This is a genomic window from Pseudomonas sp. MF6751, from assembly GCF_016613265.1.
Taxonomy (GTDB): Bacteria; Pseudomonadota; Gammaproteobacteria; order Pseudomonadales; family Pseudomonadaceae; genus Aquipseudomonas; species Aquipseudomonas fluorescens_BV.
The window spans coordinates 29,201-47,676 of the sequence record NZ_JAENSV010000019.1 but is presented as its reverse complement, the minus strand read 5'-3'; the positions used below and the strand labels follow the sequence as shown (position 1 = coordinate 47,676).

The following is an 18,476-nucleotide window of genomic DNA, read 5'->3' as shown; positions in this document are numbered from 1 at the left end:
CAGGAGTTCACTGCGATGGCCTTGCTACAACTGGAGCGCATCAGCGCACAGTACCCAGGCGCCCCGGAACCGGTACTGTCCGATATTTCACTGGAGCTTGGGCCCCAGCAATTGCTGGTCGCCCTGGGCCCCTCCGGCAGCGGCAAGACCTCGTTGTTGAACCTGATTGCCGGCTTCGTCGAACCGTCTGCCGGGCGTATCACCCTCGATGGCGTGCCGGTCAAAGGCCCCAGCGCCGAGCGCGGCGTGGTGTTCCAGGACGATGCCCTGCTGCCCTGGCAGGACGTGCTGGCCAATGTGGCTTTCGGCCTGGAACTGGCCGGCGTGCCCAAGGCGCAGCGCGACGTGCGGGCGCGTGAAATGCTCGCGCTGGTGGACCTGGCCGGTTTCGACAACCGCCGCATCTGGCAACTCTCCGGTGGCCAGAAGCAACGCGTCGGCCTGGCGCGTGCGCTGGCGGCCGACCCGCGTGTACTGCTGATGGACGAACCCTTCGGCGCCCTGGATGCCTTCACCCGTGAACAGATGCAGGAGTTGCTGCTGCAAGTGTGGCGGCGCACGGCCAAGCCGGTATTCCTGATTACCCACGACATTGAAGAAGCGGTGTTTCTCGCCACCGACTTGATCTTGCTGGCGCCCAACCCCGGCCAGATCGTCGAACGTCTGCAGCTGGATTTCGGCCAACGTTACGCCGCCGGTGAATCAGCCCGCGCAATCAAATCCGACCCGCGCTTTATCGAAACCCGTGAGCATGTGCTGGGCAAAGTGTTCTCCCAACGGCAGGTGTACGCATGAGCAGCTACGAACTTCCCGCCACGGCCACCGAGCCTGCGACACATGCCGTGATCCCGCTGCGCCGTCGCCTGAGCACGCGCTGGATCAGCCTGCTGACCCTGGCGGCCTTGCTTGCCCTGTGGTGGGCGGTGACCGCCACCGGTTTGATCGAACCTTTGTTCCTGCCGCCACCGTCCGCCGTGTTGCAAAAAGGCTGGCTGCTGGCAACCACCGGCTACATGGATTCCACTTTGTGGCAGCACCTGGGCGCGAGCCTCAGTCGCATCGGCCTGGGCCTGGGCTTTGCAGTACTGACCGCCGTGCCGGTGGGGATCGCCATCGGTGCCAACCGTATCGCCCGTGGCATTCTCGATCCGCTGATCGAGTTCTACCGGCCGATTCCGCCCCTGGCCTACCTGCCGTTGATCGTGATCTGGTGCGGCATTGGCGAGCTGTCCAAGGTGCTGCTGATCTACCTCGCTATCTTCGCCCCGATTGCCATCGCCACCGCCACTGGGGTGCGCACCGTCGACCCGGCCAAATTACGCGCTGCGCAGTCGTTGGGCGCTACCCGCGCGCAACTGATTCGCCATGTGATCCTGCCAAGCGCCCTGCCCGATATCCTCACCGGTGTGCGCATCGGCCTGGGTGTGGGCTGGTCGACCCTGGTCGCCGCCGAGTTGATTGCCGCCACCAGCGGCCTGGGGTTCATGGTGCAGTCGGCGGCGCAGTTTCTGGTCACTGATGTGGTGGTGCTGGGCATCCTGGTCATCGCCCTGATCGCCTTCACCATGGAAATGGGCCTGCGCGCCCTGCAGCGTAAATTAGTGCCCTGGCATGGCCAGGCACACTGAGTGAAGAACCCACAATGAGCAGCCTGACCGTTACCCCATTAAGCACCGCCCTGGGCGCCCAGATCGGCGGCGTCGATATCACCCAGCCGCTGAATCCCGAACAGCGCGACGCCATTGAACAGGCGTTGCTCGACTATTCGGTGCTGTTCTTCCGTGACCAGCCGATCACCCCTGCGCAACAGGCACGGTTCGCGGCAAACTTTGGCGACCTGCACATCCACCCGATCTACCCCAACGTGCCGGAACAGCCCGAAGTGCTGATCCTCGACACCGCCGTCACCGATGTGCGTGATAACGCGGTGTGGCATACCGACGTGACGTTCCTGCCCACGCCTGCTCTGGGCGCAGTGCTCAGCGCCAAGCTGTTGCCAGCGTTCGGCGGCGATACGTTGTGGGCCAGTGGGATTGCGGCTTATGAAGCACTGTCTGAACCGCTAAAGCGCTTGCTCGATGGCCTCACCGCCACACACGACTTCACCAAGTCGTTCCCGCTGGAGCGCTTTGGCAACACCGCCGAGGACCTGGTGCGCTGGGAGGCAACCCGCAAGAAAAACCCGCCGCTATCGCACCCAGTCGTGCGCACGCATCCGGTAAGTGGGCGCAAATCACTGTTCGTCAGCGACGGCTTCACCACCCGAATCAATGAACTGGAAGCGGCCGAAAGCGAGGCCATTCTCAAGCTGCTGTTCGCCCACGCCACTCGCCCGGAATTCACCATCCGCTGGCGCTGGCAAGAGAATGACGTGGCGTTCTGGGATAACCGCGTCACCCAGCATTACGCTGTGGATGACTACCGGCCGCAGCGGCGGGTGATGCACCGGGCGACGATTCTTGGGGATGTGCCGTTCTAGAATCCAGCGCAGATCAACTGTGGGAGCTGGCTTGCCTGCGATAGCGGTGGTTCAGCCACTGCATTATTGGCTGAAAAACCGCTATCGCGAGCAAGCCCGGCTCCCCCATTTACCGAGTGCGGCAGCTTATTCAGCGGTGGACGGTTTTTCCCACAGGTTGATCCCACCTTCCTGCGCAAACCTATCAATCTCCGCCAGTTCTTCAGCACTGAAGCTCAAGTTTTTCAACGCCCCGACGTTCTCGATAATCTGCTCCGGCCGGCTTGCGCCGATCAGCGCACTGGTTACCCGTGGATCACGTAACGTCCACGCCAGCGCCAACTGGGCCAGGCTCTGGCCACGGCGCTTGGCGATTTCGTTCAGGCCGCGTACATGGGCGATGTTGGCTTCGGACAGGTGCTGGGCCTGCAACGAGCCACCACCCGGACGATTGACCCGCGCATCGGCCGGTACCCCGTTGAGGTATTTATCGGTCAACAAACCCTGGGCCAGCGGCGTGAAGGCGATCACTCCAGCACCGAGTTCTTCGGTGGTGTCCAGCAGGTCTTTTTCCACCCAACGGTTGAGCAGGTTGTAGGCCGGCTGGTGGATCAACAACGGCACTTTCCACTCGTTGAGCAACGCTGCGATTTCGCGGGTTTTAACCCCGGAGTAAGACGAGATACCGATGTACAACGCCTTGCCTTGTTGCACGGCGGTGGCCAGGGCGCTGGCGGTCTCTTCCAGAGGCGTGTTGGGGTCGAAGCGGTGCGAGTAGAAAATATCCACATAATCGACGCCAAGGCGTTGCAGGCTCTGGTCCAGGCTCGCCAATACGTATTTACGCGAACCGCCACCCTGGCCGTAAGGGCCGGGCCACATGTCCCACCCGGCTTTGCTGGAGATGATCAACTCGTCGCGATAGTGCTTGAAGTCTTCGCGCAGCAAACGGCCGAAGTTGATCTCGGCGCTGCCGTAGGGCGGGCCGTAGTTGTTGGCCAGGTCGAAGTGGTTGATACCCAGGTCGAACGCCGTGCGCAGCAATGCGCGCTGGGTGTCGATCGGGGTGCTGTCGCCAAAGTTGTGCCACAACCCCAGGGACAGTGCCGGCAGCACCAATCCACTGCGGCCTACGCGGCGATAAGGAATAGATTCATAGCGGTTTTCGGCAGCAATGTACGTCATCGAATCCTCTCTTGATCTAGGGCAAATAAGGCCCGGGAATAGGCATATTCCCGGGCCTTTTAAGCAGCTGAATCGCTTAAGTCTGCCTCTTCCTTTTACAGCAAAGACCTACTTGAGAGGAACGCTATCAGCGCACCATGTGCAAGAACTGCAGATGGCGCTCGTACTGGTCGAGGATGTCATTGATGATCTGCTCCTTGGTGTAGCCCACCAGGTCATAGTCCTGGCTGCCCTCACTCAAGTGCACTTCGGCCCGATAGTAGCGGCGGTTGTTGATCTCTTTCTTGCCAATGCCGCCCAAGGCGAACGACGGTGTGAAATAGCCACGCATCTGCACCTGGTAGATGAACGGACGTTCTTCACCATGGCCGATTTCGAGGCTGACGCTGTCGTTGGACGGGTCGGGCTGGGTCACCACCGTAAGGCCCTTCTCGACAAACACTGCGGTCACTTCTTCAATCGCCGGGCGCACCGTGGTGTCGAGGAAACGGTATACCTCATCGCGGGATGGGAAATGCACCGCCTGGCTCAAACGCTGGCGCCAGCCACCTCGGCCTTTGCGCGAAGCGGAGATCGGTGCCAGGGAATGCAACTGCGCGATCTGCTTTTGCGACTCCAGGTAGAACGCCTTGTGCAGCCCCCACATCATCAGCAGCAGGATCAGCGAGAACGGCAGCGAGGTCAGTACCACCGCAGACTTGAGCGAGTCGATACTGCCGGCGAACAGCAACGCACTGGTGACCAGGGCGGTCATCGCGCCCCAGAACACACGCAGCCACTTCGGCCCGTCTTCATCCGCGTTGCCGCCTTTGGACGAGAGGGTGGACAGCACCACAGTGCCGGAGTCCGCCGAGGTCACGAAGAACACAAAGCTGATGAACACCGTGACCGCGATCACCGTCTTGCTCCACGGGTAGGTTTCCAGCAGCAGGTAGAGGCTCATCGATGGGTCATCGATCGCCGACTGGCCCAGTGCAGCCATGCCATGGTTGAGCACCTGGTCGATGGCGCTGTTACCGAAGATCGACATCCACGCCAGGGTGAAGCCCAGTGGAATCAGCAGCACGCCAAACACGAACTCGCGGATGGTACGACCACGGGAAATACGCGCGATAAACAGGCCCACGAACGGCGACCATGCGATCCACCAGGCCCAGTAGAACACCGTCCAGCCGCCCAGCCAGTCGCTCGGCTTGTTGTAGGCGTACACATCAAAACTCTTGGTGGGCAGCGCCCCCAGATAGTCACCGATGTTCTGGATCAAGGTGTTGAGCAGGTGCTGGGTAGGCCCGGCGAACAACACGAACAGCAGCAGCGCACAGGCCAGCAGCATGTTGATGTCGGACATCACCCGCACGCCCTTGTCGACGCCGGCCACGGCCACGATGATCGCCGCGCCCATCATCAGGGTGATCAGGCCCACCTGGATCCACTGGGTATGGGCAATGCCAAACAGGTAGTCCAGGCCAGAGTTGAGGTGCAGTACGCCAAAGCCCATGTCGGCGCCCAGGCCGAACACCGTGGCAATGATGCCAAAGCCATCCACCGCGTAACCGATAGGGCCATTGATGCGCTTGCCGATCAGCGGGTACAGCGCCGAGCGCAACGCCAGCGGCAGGTTATGCCGGTAGGCGAAATACGCCAGGGCCATGCCGACAAACGCGAACACGCCCCAGCCATGCAGGCCCCAGTGCAGGAACAACACCTGCATGGCCTGGCGCGCCGCATCGGCGTTCATTGCTTCGCCCTGGGGCGGCTGCACCAAGTGCGTCAGCGGCTCCGAGACGCAAAAGAAAAACAGCGTGATGCTGATCCCGGCGGCGAACAACATGCCGGCCCAGGACAGGTAACTGAATTCGGGCTCGTCGTGGTCGGCACCGAGTTTTATCTTGCCGTAGCCCGATAGCGCGGTGACCACCACGAAGACCAGATACAGCGTCATCGCCAGCATGTAGTACCAGCCGACCGTGTTGGCCGCCCAGTTTTGCGCCGCCAGCAGCCAGGCGCCGGCCTGTTGCGGGATAGCGATGACCGTGATGCCGAACAGCAGGATGACGGTGGCGGCAAAGTAGAAAACGGGCGCATTCATGCGCACCATGCCGCTGGAAGGGGTGGACGATGCACTCATGAACGATGCACCTCAAGGTTGCGGGATATGGCTGTAAAAAACGGACTCAGCAAAGGTAAGCCTCCTGTTGTGAGCGGGCAGCGAACCACCGGTTTAACTTGAACGAACGTTCAAGTTAAACATGAATAGGCGGTCTTGGACTAATCGCAGGGCTGAGTGGTAGGTGTTTCCTACACTAGCTCAGGGATTGGTATGACGCGTGGAGGAGACGAATCGTTCAGCAAGCCCGAGTTGAAATACATTCGAAATGTGGGAGCTGGCTTGCCTGCGATAGCGCTGGGTCAGCCACCCATCTGTTGACTGATACACCGCTATCGCAGGCAAGCCAGCTCCCACACTGGTCGGCGGTTGGCTCAGGTATTACTTCTGCGCCCCATCATCATGCTGCAAGTTCGCCTGGGTGATATTCGCCCCGGCCGGCACGCTGCGGGTCAGCCACACATTGCCGCCGATGGTCGAACCCTGGCCAATGGTGATCCGCCCCAGGATCGTCGCCCCGGCGTAAATCACCACATCATCTTCAACAATAGGGTGACGCGGGTGGCCTTTCTGCAATTGCCCATCTTCATCCGCCGGAAAGCGTTTGGCGCCCAGTGTCACGGCCTGGTAGATGCGCACGCGCTCGCCGATGATCGCGGTCTCGCCAATCACCACGCCTGTGCCGTGGTCGATAAAGAAACTCGGGCCGATCTGTGCGCCGGGGTGGATATCAATGCCGGTGGCCGAGTGGGCGATTTCCGCACTGATCCGCGCCAGCAACGGCAGGCCGGCACGGTACAGGTGGTGGGCCAGGCGGTGGTGGATCACCGCCAGGATGCCTGGGTAGCACAGCAGCACTTCATCCACACTGCGCGCAGCCGGGTCGCCGTGGTAGGCGGCCAGTACGTCGGTGTCCAGCAGGCTGCGCAAGGATGGCAACGCCAGGGCGAAATCCTGGATCAGGCGAATGGCGTGGGCGTTGACTTCGCTGTCGTCCTCACCGCTCTGGCGCGCGGCATAGCGCAACTCCAGGCGCGCCTGGGCGAGCAAGGCGTTGAGCGCGACGTCGAGGGTATGGCCCACGTAGAAGTCTTCGCTTTCTTCGCGCAGGTCCGCCGGCCCCAGGCGCATCGGAAACAGGGCGCCGCACAAGGCTTCAAGAATCTGCGCCACCGCCTCGCGGGACGGCAACTCACGGCCACCATGCTCGCCACTCAAGCGCCCATTGCGCGTTCGCCACTGGTCGCGGGCGCCGCGCAGTTGGCTGACGATGGTCTGCAATTGCCAATGACTGGAACGCTCACTCACGGTATTCACTCCTGACGAAATGGCCATCACTTTACGGTATGCACCTAGGCAGCTCTTAAGAACCAATGGTGTGGCGCTAAGAACCTTTCGTCATAAGCGATTGACGGTTGCCCGATGAAAAGTGCCTGCCTATAGTCCCCCAATCACTCAGCAACCGTGCGTAACCATGATCAAACAACAGCTCGACCGTTTTAACCGTCTGGAACTACTGGGCAGTGCCACCGCCCTGGAAAAACTCGAGCGGCTGTCGGCTTGGCTGGGCAGGGACATCTACGTCAAACGCGATGACACCACGCCGTTGGCCATGGGCGGCAACAAGCTGCGCAAACTCGAATACCTGGCCGCCGACGCCATCGCCCAGGGCGCCGACACCCTGGTCACCGCCGGCGCGATCCAGTCCAACCATGTGCGCCAGACCGCCGCGCTCGCCGCCAGGCTTGGCCTGGGCTGTGTTGCCCTGCTGGAAAACCCTACCGGCACCGACGACCCCAACTACCTGGGCAACGGCAATCGCCTGCTGCTGGAGTTGTTCGACGCCAAAGTGGAATTGGTGGAAAACCTCGACAACGCCGACGACCAACTCAACGCCCTCGCCGACCGTCTGCGCAGTAACGGCAAGAAGCCGTACCTGGTGCCTATCGGCGGTTCCAATGCACTCGGCGCGCTGGGCTACGTGCGCGCCGGGCTGGAGTTGGCCGCACAAATTGAAGACAGCGGCATTCAATTCGCCGCCGTGGTGCTCGCCTCTGGCAGCGCCGGTACCCACAGCGGCCTGGCCCTGGCCTTGAGCGAAGCACTGCCGCAGTTACCGGTGATCGGCGTCACGGTGTCGCGCACCGAGCAAGCACAATTGCCCAAGGTGCAGAGCCTGGCCGAACGCACTGCCGAGTTGCTCGGTGTGGCTATCCCCGACGCCTTCAAGGTCATCCTGTGGGACGAGTATTTCGGGCCGCGGTATGGCGAGCCAAACGCTGGCACCCTCTCGGCGATCAAACTTTTGGCCAGCCAGGAAGGTCTGTTGCTGGACCCGGTGTATACCGGCAAGGCCATGGCCGGTTTGCTCGACGGCATCGGGCGCCAGCGCTTTGAAGAGGGGCCGATCATTTTCCTGCATACCGGTGGCGCGCCGGCATTGTTTGCCTATGACTCACTATTCAACTGATTGGATACGCATATACCCAAAAAGAATATGAGATTGTATTTTTATTATTTTCAAGACTTAAAAACCCACCTTATCATCGCGCCGAAGGCGAAGACGCGCTTCGCGCTTTAGGGCAGGATACGACTACCGCGTCACCTGCTTCGCTCACCATAAAAAACACAGGGGCTCTCCATGACTATTTCTGCATTTCGTCGCACGCTGTTGGTTGGCACTTTGGGCCTCGCGCTTGGCGCTGGCTGGCTGGGCCAGGCGGTTGCCGGCGAGCAGTTGAACACCATCAAGAAGGCCGGCGAGATCAAGATCGGCCTGGAAGGCACCTACCCGCCGTTCAGCTTTGTCGATGAAAGCGGCAAGCTCAGCGGTTTCGAAGTGGAACTGTCCGAGGCGCTGGCCAAGGAGCTGGGTGTCAAGGTCAAGCTGCAAGCCACCCCTTGGGACGGCATCCTCGCCGCGCTGGAATCCAAGCGCCTGGACGCCGTGGTCAACCAGGTGACCATCTCCGAAGAGCGCAAGAAAAAGTACGATTTCTCCAAGCCTTACACCGTGTCCGGCATCCAGGCGCTGGTGCTGAAAAAGAACGTCGACTCGATCAAGAAAGCCGACGACCTGGCCGGCAAGAAAGTCGGTGTGGGCCTGGGCACCAACTACGAACAATGGCTCAAGGACAACCAACCAAAAGCCATTATCAAGACCTACAACGACGACCCGACCAAGTTCCAGGACCTGCGCATCGGTCGTATCGACGCCATCCTGATCGACCGCCTGGCCGCCCTGGAATACGCCAAGAAAGCCCCCGACACCGCCGCTGCCGGCGACGCCTTCTCCCGTCAGGAATCCGGTATCGCCCTGCGCAAAGGTGAGCCCGAGCTGCTCGATGCGGTGAACAAGGCTCTGGACAAACTGCGCGCCGACGGCACGTTGAAGACGCTGTCCGAGAAGTACTTCAACGCTGACGTCACGCAATAATGGAAGCAGGTTTCCAACTCGCGCTGGACTCCGCGCCCTTTCTGCTCAAGGGCGCGTACTACACGGTAATCCTCAGCCTGGGCGGGATGTTCTTCGGCCTGCTGCTGGGCTTCGGCCTGGCCTTGATGCGCCTCTCGCGCTTCAAGCTCTTGAGCTGGACCGCCCGGGTCTACGTGTCGTTCTTTCGCGGCACGCCGTTACTGGTGCAGCTGTTCCTGATCTACTACGGCTTGCCGCAAGTGGGCATCGAGCTGGACCCGATCCCGGCCGCCATGATCGGCTTTTCGCTGAACATGGCTGCCTATGCGTGTGAAATCCTGCGGGCCGCCATCGCCTCCATCGAGCGTGGCCAGTGGGAAGCGGCTGCCAGTATCGGTATGACCCGTGCGCAGACGTTGCGCAGGGCCATCCTGCCCCAGGCGATGCGCACGGCGTTGCCGCCTTTGGGCAACAGCTTTATTTCACTGGTCAAGGACACGGCGCTGGCCGCCACCATCCAGGTGCCCGAGCTGTTCCGCCAGGCCCAACTGGTGTCGGCACGTACCTTCGAAATTTTTACCATGTATCTGTCCGCAGCCCTGATCTACTGGATCCTGGCGAGCATCCTGGCGCATCTGCAGAATCGTCTGGAAGACCGGGTCAACCGGCATGACCTGGAGTCTTGAAGCATGATCGTGGTTGAAAAACTGACCAAACAATTCAACGGCCAGGTGGTGCTCAACGGCATCGACCTTGAGGTCAAGGAAGGCGAAGTGGTCGCCATCATCGGCCCCAGCGGTTCCGGCAAGACCACCTTCCTGCGCTGCCTGAACTTCCTCGAAGAACCCACCAGCGGCCGTATCAAGGTGGGTGACATCGAGATCGATAGCAGCAGGCCGCTCAACCAGCAACAGGGCCTGGTGCGGCGCCTGCGCCAGCATGTGGGCTTTGTGTTCCAGAACTTCAACCTGTTTCCCCACCGCACCGCGCTGGAAAACGTCATCGAAGGCCCCATCGTGGTCAAGAAGATGCCACGGGAAGCGGCGGCCGAACTGGGGCGCAAGCTGTTGGCCAGGGTCGGCCTGGCGGGCAAGGAAGCGTCCTACCCAAGGCGGCTGTCCGGCGGCCAGCAACAGCGTGTGGCGATTGCCCGCGCACTGGCCATGGAGCCGGAGGTGATCCTGTTCGACGAACCCACCTCGGCCCTCGACCCGGAACTGGTGGGCGAAGTCCTGGCGACCATTCGCAGCCTGGCCGAAGAAAACCGCACCATGGTCATCGTCACCCACGAGATGAGCTTTGCCCGTGATGTGGCCAACCGGGTGATCTTCTTCGACAAGGGTGTGATCGTCGAACAGGGCGAAGCCAAGGCGCTGTTTGCCAACCCCAGGGAAGAACGTACCAAGCAGTTCCTGAGCAAATTCCTCGCCCACTGACGTTCTGTGTGGGAGCTGGCTTGCCTGCGATGCAGCGCCTCGGTGTAGCAGTCAAAATGGGGAGATGCTATCGCAGGCAAGCCAGCTCCCACATAAGCGAGACCCTACAGGGAATCGCCATTGCAACCTGTAAAAGACCCCGCCGCCTGCCCCCTGAAATCCCCCTCCCCGTCAGACCCGTCTGAATCTCGCCAAACTCGCCGTTTAGCCCTTTGCCTCCATTGACGCTCCTCGGCCAACCCTCTTATCTAGCGCCTTGAGGATTGGATCCTATCCCGGCTACTGACTGAATCGTACCTTTCGAACCCCCTGGCGCCTGTGCGTCCAGGTTTCGGAACGATTGCTGCTGGCTGCATCAAGGAGATTACTTATGACACACACTCAAACCCCGGCCACGCTCAGTGCCCCAAGGCTTCCCCAGGCTATTGGAAACGGCATCAGCGCCCTGGCCTCCGCCCACTTGCAGGTCGACATTTCACCCTACCCGAGCATGGAAGAAGGCGACCTGATCGAACTGTTCTGGAACAACTGCTTCGCCGCCTCGCGCAAGGTGACGGCGTGCAGGATCGGCACGTGCACCCACCTGTACGTACCGCAGAGCTTTGTGCAGGACGGACCGGCACGCGTCCATTACCAGGTCTTGCAGATAGGCCATGGCCCGATGCGCTCGGCGGTGACGCTGGTGCGGGTCAAGACCAACTACCCCGGCGGTCAGCCTTCGCCGCGCCTGAACCCTGAAGGCGACAATGAAAACCAGAATCTGGCGCCCGTGAACCTGCCCGAGACGATTCGCCGCCACGGCGTCAACAGCAGCCAGGTAAGGCGCGGCATTCCGCTGACCATCGAGCCTTACCTGAACATGAGCACAGGCGATGCCATCACGTTGCGCTGGGGCGATGTACGCTTGGACCTGCCCCGCATCCAAGCCAACAGCGTCGGCCTGGCGGTGCAGGTGTGGGTGCCGCCCCACGTGATTGTCGAAGCCGGCGACGACTGCCGGTTGGAAGTCACCTACTGCATTCTCGACCGCGTGGGTAACAACTCCCGCTGGGCGCCCGCCCGCACGCTGCGCATCGCCGCCTGCATACCGCCCCGCCCTGCCTCGCCCGCACCGAGCTATCAACCGCGTCGCTTCGGTTCACCCTGTGAACCGGGGTGACAGCCCTTCTATGCATATTCCTAAAAGTTAGTTTATTTAAATAATTAACACGCTTAGGGTATATGCACCGGACCACCGGACATTCCTGATTTTTCTGTTTATTTCATTGAATGCGAGGTCGGTATGGTCAGAATTACCCCGGTGCGCAACGCCAGGGCATTGCGTGCAGCCAAGGAGCGGCGCTGATGTCTAACTTGGCTCTAACACCCCCCCAGAGTGATCTGGACGTAGCCCCCCTGCTGTTGCCCGCCACGGTGTTGCGCAACGACGCCCAGGCACTGAGTGCAGCCCACGAACTGGCCCAGGCTGCACGCCTGCACGCCGCCCAGCGCGACCAGCAACGCAAACTGCCCTGGGCGCAGCTCGAACAGTTCACCCGCAGCGGCTTGGGCAGTATTTCCATTCCCCGTGAATACGGCGGCCCACAGGTGTCGTTTGTGACCCTGGCCGAAGTCTTCGCGATCATCAGCGCAGCCGACGCGGCACTCGGGCAGATCCCGCAGAACCATTTCGGCATCTTGTACGTATTGCAGGGCACCGCGACCGAACGTCAGAAAAAGCAGCTGTTCCAGAGCGTGCTCGACGGCTGGCGCATCGGCAACGGCGGCCCGGAACGCGGCACCAAAAATACCCTGGAGCTCAAGGCACGCATTACGGCCGAAGGTGATGGGTACGTGGTCAGCGGCCAGAAGTTCTACTCCACCGGCGCACTGTTTGCTCACTGGGTCGCCATAAAAGCGTTGAACGATGACGGCAAGCAAGTCATGGCCTTCGTGCGGCGCGGCAGCGAGGGGCTGCGCATCGTCGATGACTGGTCGGGCTTTGGCCAACGCACCACCGCCAGCGGCACCGTCTTGCTTGATCGCGTGGCCGTAGAGCCGGAACTGGTCATCGACAACTGGCGCCTGGGGGAAAGCCCGAATATCCAGGGGGCCGTGTCGCAGCTGATCCAGGCCGCCATCGACGCCGGCATCGCCCGAGGCGCCCTCGACGATGCCATTGCCTTCGTGCGGGAACGTTCACGCCCGTGGATCGACGCCAAGGTCGAGCGAGCCAGCGACGACCTGTATGTGATCGCCGATATCGGCAAGCTGAAGATCGAACTGCACGCCGCCGAAGCCCTGCTGCGCAAGGCCGGGCAAGTGCTTGACCAGGTCAGCGCCGCGCCGATCACCGCGCAGTCCGCCGCCCACGCCTCGATTGCCGTGGCCGAGGCCAAGGTGCTGACCACCGAAGTGGCGTTACAAGTCACCGAGAAGCTCTTTGAGCTGGCCGGCAGCCGCGCCACCCTGGCCGAATTCAACCTTGACCGTCACTGGCGCAACGCCCGGGTGCACACCCTGCACGACCCGGTGCGCTGGAAGTACCACGCCATCGGCGCCTATCGACTCAACGGCACCCTACCGGCTCGTCATTCCTGGATTTAACCAACCAGAACACTTTTCCACGAGCTTCTGGAGAAACTCATGACCCTTTCTCACCCCGTCGCGGTCATCACCAGCGACGAACAAGCGCTTATTGTCGCCAGCGATCTTGCTGAAGACTTACGCCGCGACAGCGCCCAGCGCGACCGCGAACGCCGCCTGCCATTGCCCGAACTGGACGTGTTTTCCCGCTCTGGCCTGTGGGGCATCAGCGTGCCCAAGGCCTACGGCGGCGCGGGCGTGTCCAACGTCACCCTGGCCAAGGTCATCGCACTGATCGCCCAGGCCGATGGCTCGTTGGGCCAGATTCCGCAAAACCATTTCTATGCCCTCGAAGTACTGCGCGTGAACGGCAGCCCCGAACAGCAGCAACGCCTGTACGCCGAGGTGTTGGCCGGCCAACGCTTTGGCAACGCCTTGGCGGAGCTGGGCACCAAGACCGCTCACGACCGCATTACCAGCCTCACCCGTGACGGCGACGGTTTTCGCATCAACGGGCGCAAGTTCTACGCCACCGGCGCGATCTACGCCCAGCGCATCCCCACTTCGGTAGTGGATGCAAATGGCGTGCAGCAACTGGCCTTCGTACCGCGTGACAGCGAGGGACTGACGGTGATCGACGACTGGAGCGGCTTCGGCCAGCGCACTACCGGCAGCGGCTCGGTAGTGTTCGACAACGTGTGGGTCGCGGCGCAAGACGTGGTGGCGTTCCAGAGCGCTTTCGAACGCCCGACCACCGTCGGCCCGCTGGCGCAGATCCTCCACGCAGCCATCGACACCGGCATCGCCCGCGCGGCCTTTGAGGATGCCTTGCATTTTGTGCGCACCAAGACCCGCCCGTGGATCGACGCCGGCAACGACAAGGCCACCGAAGACCCGCTGACACTCAAGAGCTTCGGCCACCTGAGCAGCCGGCTGCACGCTGCCGAAGCCTTGCTGGAACGCTCGGGTGAATTCCTCGACCGCGCCCAGGCCGACAGCAATGCCCAGACCGTCGCCGCAGCCTCCATCGCCGTTGCCGAAGTACGCGCCCTGAGCACCGAGATCTCCCTGGCGGCCGGCAGCACCCTGTTCGAACTGGCTGGCAGCCAGGCAACCCTGGCCGAACACGGCCTGGACCGCCACTGGCGCAACGCCCGGGTGCACACCCTGCACGACCCGGTGCGCTGGAAATACCATGCGGTCGGCAACTACTACCTCAACGATGAAAACCCGCCGCTGCGGGGGACCATCTGATGAGCAAAAAGAAAATCCTGCTCAATGCCTTCAACATGAACTGCATCGGGCACATCAATCACGGTTTGTGGACTCATCCACGAGACAACTCGACCGAGTACAAGACCCTCGAATACTGGACTGAACTGGCGAAGATCCTTGAACGCGGGTTGTTCGACGGTTTGTTCATCGCTGATATCGTCGGCGTGTATGACGTGTATCAGGACTCCATTGACGTGCCCCTCAAGGAGTCGATCCAGCTACCGGTCAACGACCCGCTGCTGTTGGTGTCGGCCATGGCCGCCGTCACCCAGCACCTTGGCTTCGGCCTTACCGCCAACCTCACCTACGAACCGCCGTACCTGTTCGCCCGGCGCATGTCGACGCTGGATCACCTGAGCCGTGGCCGGGTGGGTTGGAACATTGTCACCGGCTACCTCGACAGCGCCGCCAAGGCCATGGGCCTTACCGAACAGGTCGAGCATGACCGGCGCTACGACCAGGCCGATGAATACCTGCAGGTGTTGTACAAGCTCTGGGAAGGCAGCTGGGAAGACGACGCGGTGCGCAACGATCGCCAAGCGCGGGTGTATGCGCAACCGGGCAAGGTGCACAAGGTAGAGCACCACGGCGAGTTCTATCAGGTGGAGGGTTACCACCTGTGCGAGCCCTCGCCGCAACGCACGCCGGTGCTGTTCCAGGCCGGCAGTTCCGAGCGCGGCTTGCTGTTCGCCGGGCGGCATGCCGAGTGCGTGTTTATCAGCGGGCAGAACAAGGCCGCGACCAAGCGCCAGGTGGACAAGGTGCGCGCCAGCGCAGTGGAGGCTGGGCGCAACCCGGACGACATCAAGGTGTTCATGGGCCTGAACGTCATCGTTGGCGCCACTGAAGCGTTGGCCTGGAACAAGCACGCCGAGTACCTCAGCTACGCCAGCGCGGAAGCCGGCGTGGCGCACTTCTCGGCCTCGACCGGGATTGATTTTGCCCAGTACGCGTTGGACGAACCGATCCAGTATGTCAAAAGCAACGCGATCCAGTCGGCCACACAGAACCTGCAGAACAACGACTGGACCCGGCGCAAATTGCTCGACCAGCACGCCTTGGGCGGGCGCTATATCACCCTGGTGGGCTCGCCTGAACAGGTGGCCGATGAGCTGGAATCCTGGATCAGTGAAACCGGGCTGGATGGTTTCAACCTGACGCGCATTGTGACGCCGGAGAGCTATGTGGATTTCATTGAGCTGGTGATACCGGAGCTACAACGACGGGGCTCGTACAAGACGGAATATGCGCAGGGAACGCTGCGGGAAAAAGTCTTCCACGACACGGCTCGCTTACCCAACCAACACACCGGCTCTACCTATCGTCATTGAACAACACTGTGGGAGCTGGCTTGCCTGCGATAGCGGTGGACCAGCTAAAACCAATGTGGCTGAAACACCGCCATCGCAGGCAAGCCAGCTCCCACCATTGACCGCATTGTTTGCACCTATACCCTCTGACTGGAAAACCGCTATGAAAAAGACATTCCTAAACCACCCAGTCAAAGCACTGGCCCTGGCCTTCGGCTTATTCAGCTCGGCGGTATTTGCCGCCGACGCCCCGCTGAAAATCGGCACCACCGCTGCCTTCGCCATTCCGCTGGAAGCCGCCGTAGAAGAGGCCGGCAAGCAGGGCCTGAAGGTCGAACTGGTGGAGTTCACCGACTGGATCGCGCCCAACGTCAGCCTCGCCGCCGGCGATATCGACGTGAACTACTTCCAGCACATCCCCTTCCTGGAAAACGCCAAGGCCGCCGCCGGGTTTGACCTGGTGCCGTATGCACCAGGCATCATCAATAACGTCGGGCTGTATTCGAAAAAGTACAAAAACTTCAACGAGCTGCCCGCAGGCGCCAGCGTGGCGATTGCCAACGACCCGATCAACAGCGGTCGCGGCCTGCAACTGCTGGCCAAGGCCGGGCTGATCACCCTCAAGCCGGGTGTGGGCTACAAGGCCACCGAAGAAGACATCGTCGCGAACCCGAAAAACATCAAGATCCTGCAAGTGGAAGCGGTGCAACTGGTGCGCGCCTATGACGACGCCGATCTGGTGCAGGGCTACCCGGCATACATCCGCCTGTCCAAGACCTTCGATGCCGAGTCGGCGCTGTTGTTCGACGGCCTCGACCACCCGGAATACGTGATTCAGTTCGTCATCCAGCCCAAGAGCAAAACCGACCCACGGGTGATCAAGTTCGTCGATATCTACCAGCACTCGCCGGTGGTGCGTGCGGCCTTGGACAAGTCCCTCGGCAAGCTCTACCAGGTCGGCTGGGAAGCTAAACCATGAGTGCCGCCAACGCCCGATTACACGATCTGGCCCCTGCACCCAGCCACGCCGAACAGACTGAACTGCACCCGGACTTGAACCGCGCCCATGTGCGGTTCATCAACCTGGGCAAAACCTATGACGGCACGGTGCATGCGCTGCAAGGCATTGACCTGGCGATTCAGCGTGGCGAAGTGTTCGGCATCATCGGCCGCAGCGGCGCCGGCAAGTCATCGCTGATCCGCACTATCAATCGCCTGGAACAACCCAGCAGCGGACGGGTGCTGATCGACCAGGTGGACATCGGCAGCTTCGATGAAGACCACCTGGTGGCGCTGCGGCGACGCATCGGCATGATCTTCCAGCACTTCAACCTGATGTCGGCCAAGACCGTGTGGCAGAACGTCGAGTTGCCGCTCAAGGTCGCCGGTGTGCCCCAGGCACAACGCGCGCGAAAGGTGCATGAACTGCTGGAGCTGGTAGGCCTGCAAGACAAACACAAGGCGTACCCGGCGCAGCTGTCCGGCGGGCAGAAGCAGCGCGTCGGCATCGCCCGCGCGCTGGTGCACGACCCCGAGATTCTGCTGTGCGACGAAGCCACCTCGGCCCTCGACCCGGAAACCACCCAGTCGATCCTCGGCCTGCTGCGCGAGATCAACCAGCGCCTGGGCCTGACCATCGTGCTGATTACCCATGAGATGGCGGTGATCCGCGACATCTGCGACCGCGTAGTGGTGCTGGAGCACGGGCGTATCGTCGAGCAGGGCCCGGTGTGGCAGGTGTTTGGCGATCCGCAACATGAGGTCAGCAAGACCCTGCTCGCCCCGCTGCAACACGGCTTGCCGCCAGAGTTGCAAAGCCGCCTGCAACCCACGCCCGCCTCGGCCGACGCCGCACTGGTGCTGCGCCTGCAGTTCACCGGCAGCGACACCCTGGAGCCAGACCTCGCGGCACTGTTCAGTGCCCTCGGCGGCCGTGTGCGTTTACTGCAAGGGGGCGTGGAACGCATCCAGGGGCATGCCTTGGGGCAACTGCTGCTGGCGGTGAACGGATCGCCGCATAACGCCGAAGAACTGCGCAAACGCGCGGCCAATTGGGCACAACAGGTGGAGGTGCTGGGCTATGTGGTTTGATCGGTTAGTGCAGGGCGCCATCGACACCTTGTTGATGGTGGGGGTGTCATCGCTGATCGCGCTGCTGGTGGGCATTCCGCTGGCAGTATTCCTGGTCACCAGTGACAAGGGCGGCATCTACCAGGCACCGGCCCTTAACCGCGTGCTGGGAGCGTTCGTGAATCTGTTCCGCTCCATTCCGTTTCTGATCCTGATGGTGGCGCTCATCCCGTTCACGCGCCTGATCGTCGGCACCACCTATGGCGTCTGGGCGGCAGTGGTACCGCTGACCATCGCCGCCACGCCGTTCTTTGCGCGCATCGCCGAAGTCAGCCTGCGCGAGGTCGACCACGGCCTGATCGAAGCCGCGCAGGCCATGGGTTGCCGCCGCTGGCACATCATCTGGCATGTGCTGTTGCCAGAGGCGTTACCCGGCATCGTCGGCGGCTTCACCATCACCCTGGTGACCATGATCAACTCATCGGCCATGGCCGGGGCGATCGGCGCCGGTGGCTTGGGCGATATTGCCTACCGCTATGGCTACCAGCGCTTCGATACGCAGATCATGCTCACGGTGATCGTGCTGCTGGTGGTGCTGGTGGCGGTGATCCAACTGAGTGGGGACCGGTTGGCGCGGGTATTGAACAAGCGCTGA

Annotated in this window: 17 protein-coding genes; 14 read left to right on the top strand and 3 right to left on the bottom strand. The window is 61.7% G+C overall.

Annotation, left to right across the window (positions count from 1 at the left end):
• The first annotated feature begins 15 nt into the window (after nt 1–15).
• The 3 genes from tauB to tauD are packed head-to-tail and all read left to right on the top strand — an operon-like array spanning nt 16 to nt 2,479.
• Complete coding sequence (tauB, locus tag JJD66_RS16870; protein ID WP_054896655.1) at nt 16–795, top strand: taurine ABC transporter ATP-binding subunit; 780 nt, start codon at nt 16–18, stop codon at nt 793–795.
• Nucleotides 792–1,628: a taurine ABC transporter permease TauC gene (gene tauC / locus JJD66_RS16865; RefSeq protein ID WP_200648594.1), complete on the top strand. Its 837-nt coding sequence runs from the start codon at nt 792–794 to the stop codon at nt 1,626–1,628. Before tauB ends, tauC begins: the two co-directional genes overlap by 4 nt.
• Before the next feature lie 14 nt (nt 1,629–1,642).
• Nucleotides 1,643–2,479 carry a taurine dioxygenase gene (gene tauD, locus JJD66_RS16860; RefSeq protein WP_200648593.1) on the top strand — a complete coding sequence of 279 codons (837 nt, stop codon included), beginning with the start codon at nt 1,643–1,645 and terminating at the stop codon, nt 2,477–2,479.
• A gap of 126 nt (nt 2,480–2,605) precedes the next feature.
• On the opposite strand, the gene mgrA is transcribed toward tauD, so the two are convergent.
• From mgrA to epsC, 3 genes are all read right to left on the bottom strand, one after another.
• Nucleotides 2,606–3,643 carry an L-glyceraldehyde 3-phosphate reductase gene (mgrA, locus tag JJD66_RS16855; protein WP_200648592.1) on the bottom strand — a complete coding sequence of 346 codons (1,038 nt, stop codon included), beginning with the start codon at nt 3,641–3,643 and terminating at the stop codon, nt 2,606–2,608.
• 127 nt (nt 3,644–3,770) lie between these two features.
• Complete coding sequence (gene betT, locus JJD66_RS16850) at nt 3,771–5,732, bottom strand: choline transporter BetT (RefSeq protein ID WP_167514232.1); 1,962 nt, start codon at nt 5,730–5,732, stop codon at nt 3,771–3,773.
• 399 nt (nt 5,733–6,131) lie between these two features.
• Nucleotides 6,132–7,058, bottom strand: coding sequence for a serine O-acetyltransferase EpsC (gene epsC, locus JJD66_RS16845; RefSeq protein ID WP_014716464.1), 927 nt, complete (start codon nt 7,056–7,058; stop codon nt 6,132–6,134).
• A gap of 166 nt (nt 7,059–7,224) precedes the next feature.
• Here epsC and JJD66_RS16840 point away from each other — a divergent pair, with 166 nt between their 5' ends.
• The 11 genes from JJD66_RS16840 to JJD66_RS16790 all read left to right on the top strand — a co-directional run bounded on the left by JJD66_RS16840 (nt 7,225) and on the right by JJD66_RS16790 (nt 18,476).
• Nucleotides 7,225–8,220: a D-cysteine desulfhydrase gene (locus tag JJD66_RS16840; RefSeq protein ID WP_200648591.1), complete on the top strand. Its 996-nt coding sequence runs from the start codon at nt 7,225–7,227 to the stop codon at nt 8,218–8,220.
• 171 nt (nt 8,221–8,391) lie between these two features.
• Nucleotides 8,392–9,186 (top strand): cystine ABC transporter substrate-binding protein, encoded by a 795-nt coding sequence (gene tcyJ, locus JJD66_RS16835; protein WP_014716462.1) that lies wholly within the window; start codon nt 8,392–8,394, stop codon nt 9,184–9,186.
• Nucleotides 9,186–9,851, top strand: coding sequence for a cystine ABC transporter permease (tcyL, locus tag JJD66_RS16830; protein WP_003187646.1), 666 nt, complete (start codon nt 9,186–9,188; stop codon nt 9,849–9,851). The genes tcyJ and tcyL overlap by 1 nt, the downstream gene beginning before the upstream one ends.
• A gap of 3 nt (nt 9,852–9,854) precedes the next feature.
• A complete protein-coding gene (tcyN, locus tag JJD66_RS16825; RefSeq protein ID WP_014716461.1) occupies nt 9,855–10,601 on the top strand; it encodes an L-cystine ABC transporter ATP-binding protein TcyN in 747 nt (248 codons plus the stop codon).
• A gap of 370 nt (nt 10,602–10,971) precedes the next feature.
• Nucleotides 10,972–11,760 carry a hypothetical protein gene (locus JJD66_RS16820; RefSeq protein ID WP_105225398.1) on the top strand — a complete coding sequence of 263 codons (789 nt, stop codon included), beginning with the start codon at nt 10,972–10,974 and terminating at the stop codon, nt 11,758–11,760.
• Nucleotides 11,761–11,945: 185 nt separating this feature from the next.
• A complete protein-coding gene (locus JJD66_RS16815) occupies nt 11,946–13,187 on the top strand; it encodes an SfnB family sulfur acquisition oxidoreductase (RefSeq protein WP_200648590.1) in 1,242 nt (413 codons plus the stop codon).
• Nucleotides 13,188–13,226: 39 nt separating this feature from the next.
• Complete coding sequence (locus tag JJD66_RS16810) at nt 13,227–14,420, top strand: SfnB family sulfur acquisition oxidoreductase (protein ID WP_200648589.1); 1,194 nt, start codon at nt 13,227–13,229, stop codon at nt 14,418–14,420.
• Entirely contained in the window at nt 14,420–15,772 is a 1,353-nt protein-coding gene (locus JJD66_RS16805) for an LLM class flavin-dependent oxidoreductase (protein WP_200648588.1), read from the top strand. Before JJD66_RS16810 ends, JJD66_RS16805 begins: the two co-directional genes overlap by 1 nt.
• A gap of 142 nt (nt 15,773–15,914) precedes the next feature.
• On the top strand, nt 15,915–16,730 hold the full coding sequence (locus JJD66_RS16800; RefSeq protein ID WP_054896665.1) for a MetQ/NlpA family ABC transporter substrate-binding protein: 816 nt from the start codon (nt 15,915–15,917) through the stop codon (nt 16,728–16,730).
• On the top strand, nt 16,727–17,842 hold the full coding sequence (locus JJD66_RS16795; protein ID WP_060772800.1) for a methionine ABC transporter ATP-binding protein: 1,116 nt from the start codon (nt 16,727–16,729) through the stop codon (nt 17,840–17,842). The genes JJD66_RS16800 and JJD66_RS16795 overlap by 4 nt, the downstream gene beginning before the upstream one ends.
• Nucleotides 17,832–18,476, top strand: coding sequence for a methionine ABC transporter permease (locus JJD66_RS16790; protein ID WP_003187635.1), 645 nt, complete (start codon nt 17,832–17,834; stop codon nt 18,474–18,476). Before JJD66_RS16795 ends, JJD66_RS16790 begins: the two co-directional genes overlap by 11 nt.

Excerpts from the sequence above, each read along its gene's own strand:
- JJD66_RS16810 (WP_200648589.1), top strand. The coding sequence starts at position 13,227 with ATGACCCTTTCTCACCCCGTCGCGGTCATCACCAGCGACGAACAAGCG.
- tcyN (WP_014716461.1), top strand. The coding sequence starts at position 9,855 with ATGATCGTGGTTGAAAAACTGACCAAACAATTCAACGGCCAGGTGGTG.
- JJD66_RS16815 (WP_200648590.1), top strand. The coding sequence starts at position 11,946 with ATGTCTAACTTGGCTCTAACACCCCCCCAGAGTGATCTGGACGTAGCC.
- tauB (WP_054896655.1), top strand. The coding sequence starts at position 16 with ATGGCCTTGCTACAACTGGAGCGCATCAGCGCACAGTACCCAGGCGCC.
- tcyJ (WP_014716462.1), top strand. The coding sequence starts at position 8,392 with ATGACTATTTCTGCATTTCGTCGCACGCTGTTGGTTGGCACTTTGGGC.
- JJD66_RS16840 (WP_200648591.1), top strand. The coding sequence starts at position 7,225 with ATGATCAAACAACAGCTCGACCGTTTTAACCGTCTGGAACTACTGGGC.
- JJD66_RS16800 (WP_054896665.1), top strand. The coding sequence starts at position 15,915 with ATGAAAAAGACATTCCTAAACCACCCAGTCAAAGCACTGGCCCTGGCC.
- betT (WP_167514232.1), bottom strand. The coding sequence starts at position 5,732 with ATGAATGCGCCCGTTTTCTACTTTGCCGCCACCGTCATCCTGCTGTTC.
- tcyL (WP_003187646.1), top strand. The coding sequence starts at position 9,186 with ATGGAAGCAGGTTTCCAACTCGCGCTGGACTCCGCGCCCTTTCTGCTC.
- tauD (WP_200648593.1), top strand. The coding sequence starts at position 1,643 with ATGAGCAGCCTGACCGTTACCCCATTAAGCACCGCCCTGGGCGCCCAG.
- JJD66_RS16795 (WP_060772800.1), top strand. The coding sequence starts at position 16,727 with ATGAGTGCCGCCAACGCCCGATTACACGATCTGGCCCCTGCACCCAGC.
- JJD66_RS16820 (WP_105225398.1), top strand. The coding sequence starts at position 10,972 with ATGACACACACTCAAACCCCGGCCACGCTCAGTGCCCCAAGGCTTCCC.
- tauC (WP_200648594.1), top strand. The coding sequence starts at position 792 with ATGAGCAGCTACGAACTTCCCGCCACGGCCACCGAGCCTGCGACACAT.
- JJD66_RS16790 (WP_003187635.1), top strand. The coding sequence starts at position 17,832 with ATGTGGTTTGATCGGTTAGTGCAGGGCGCCATCGACACCTTGTTGATG.
- JJD66_RS16805 (WP_200648588.1), top strand. The coding sequence starts at position 14,420 with ATGAGCAAAAAGAAAATCCTGCTCAATGCCTTCAACATGAACTGCATC.
- mgrA (WP_200648592.1), bottom strand. The coding sequence starts at position 3,643 with ATGACGTACATTGCTGCCGAAAACCGCTATGAATCTATTCCTTATCGC.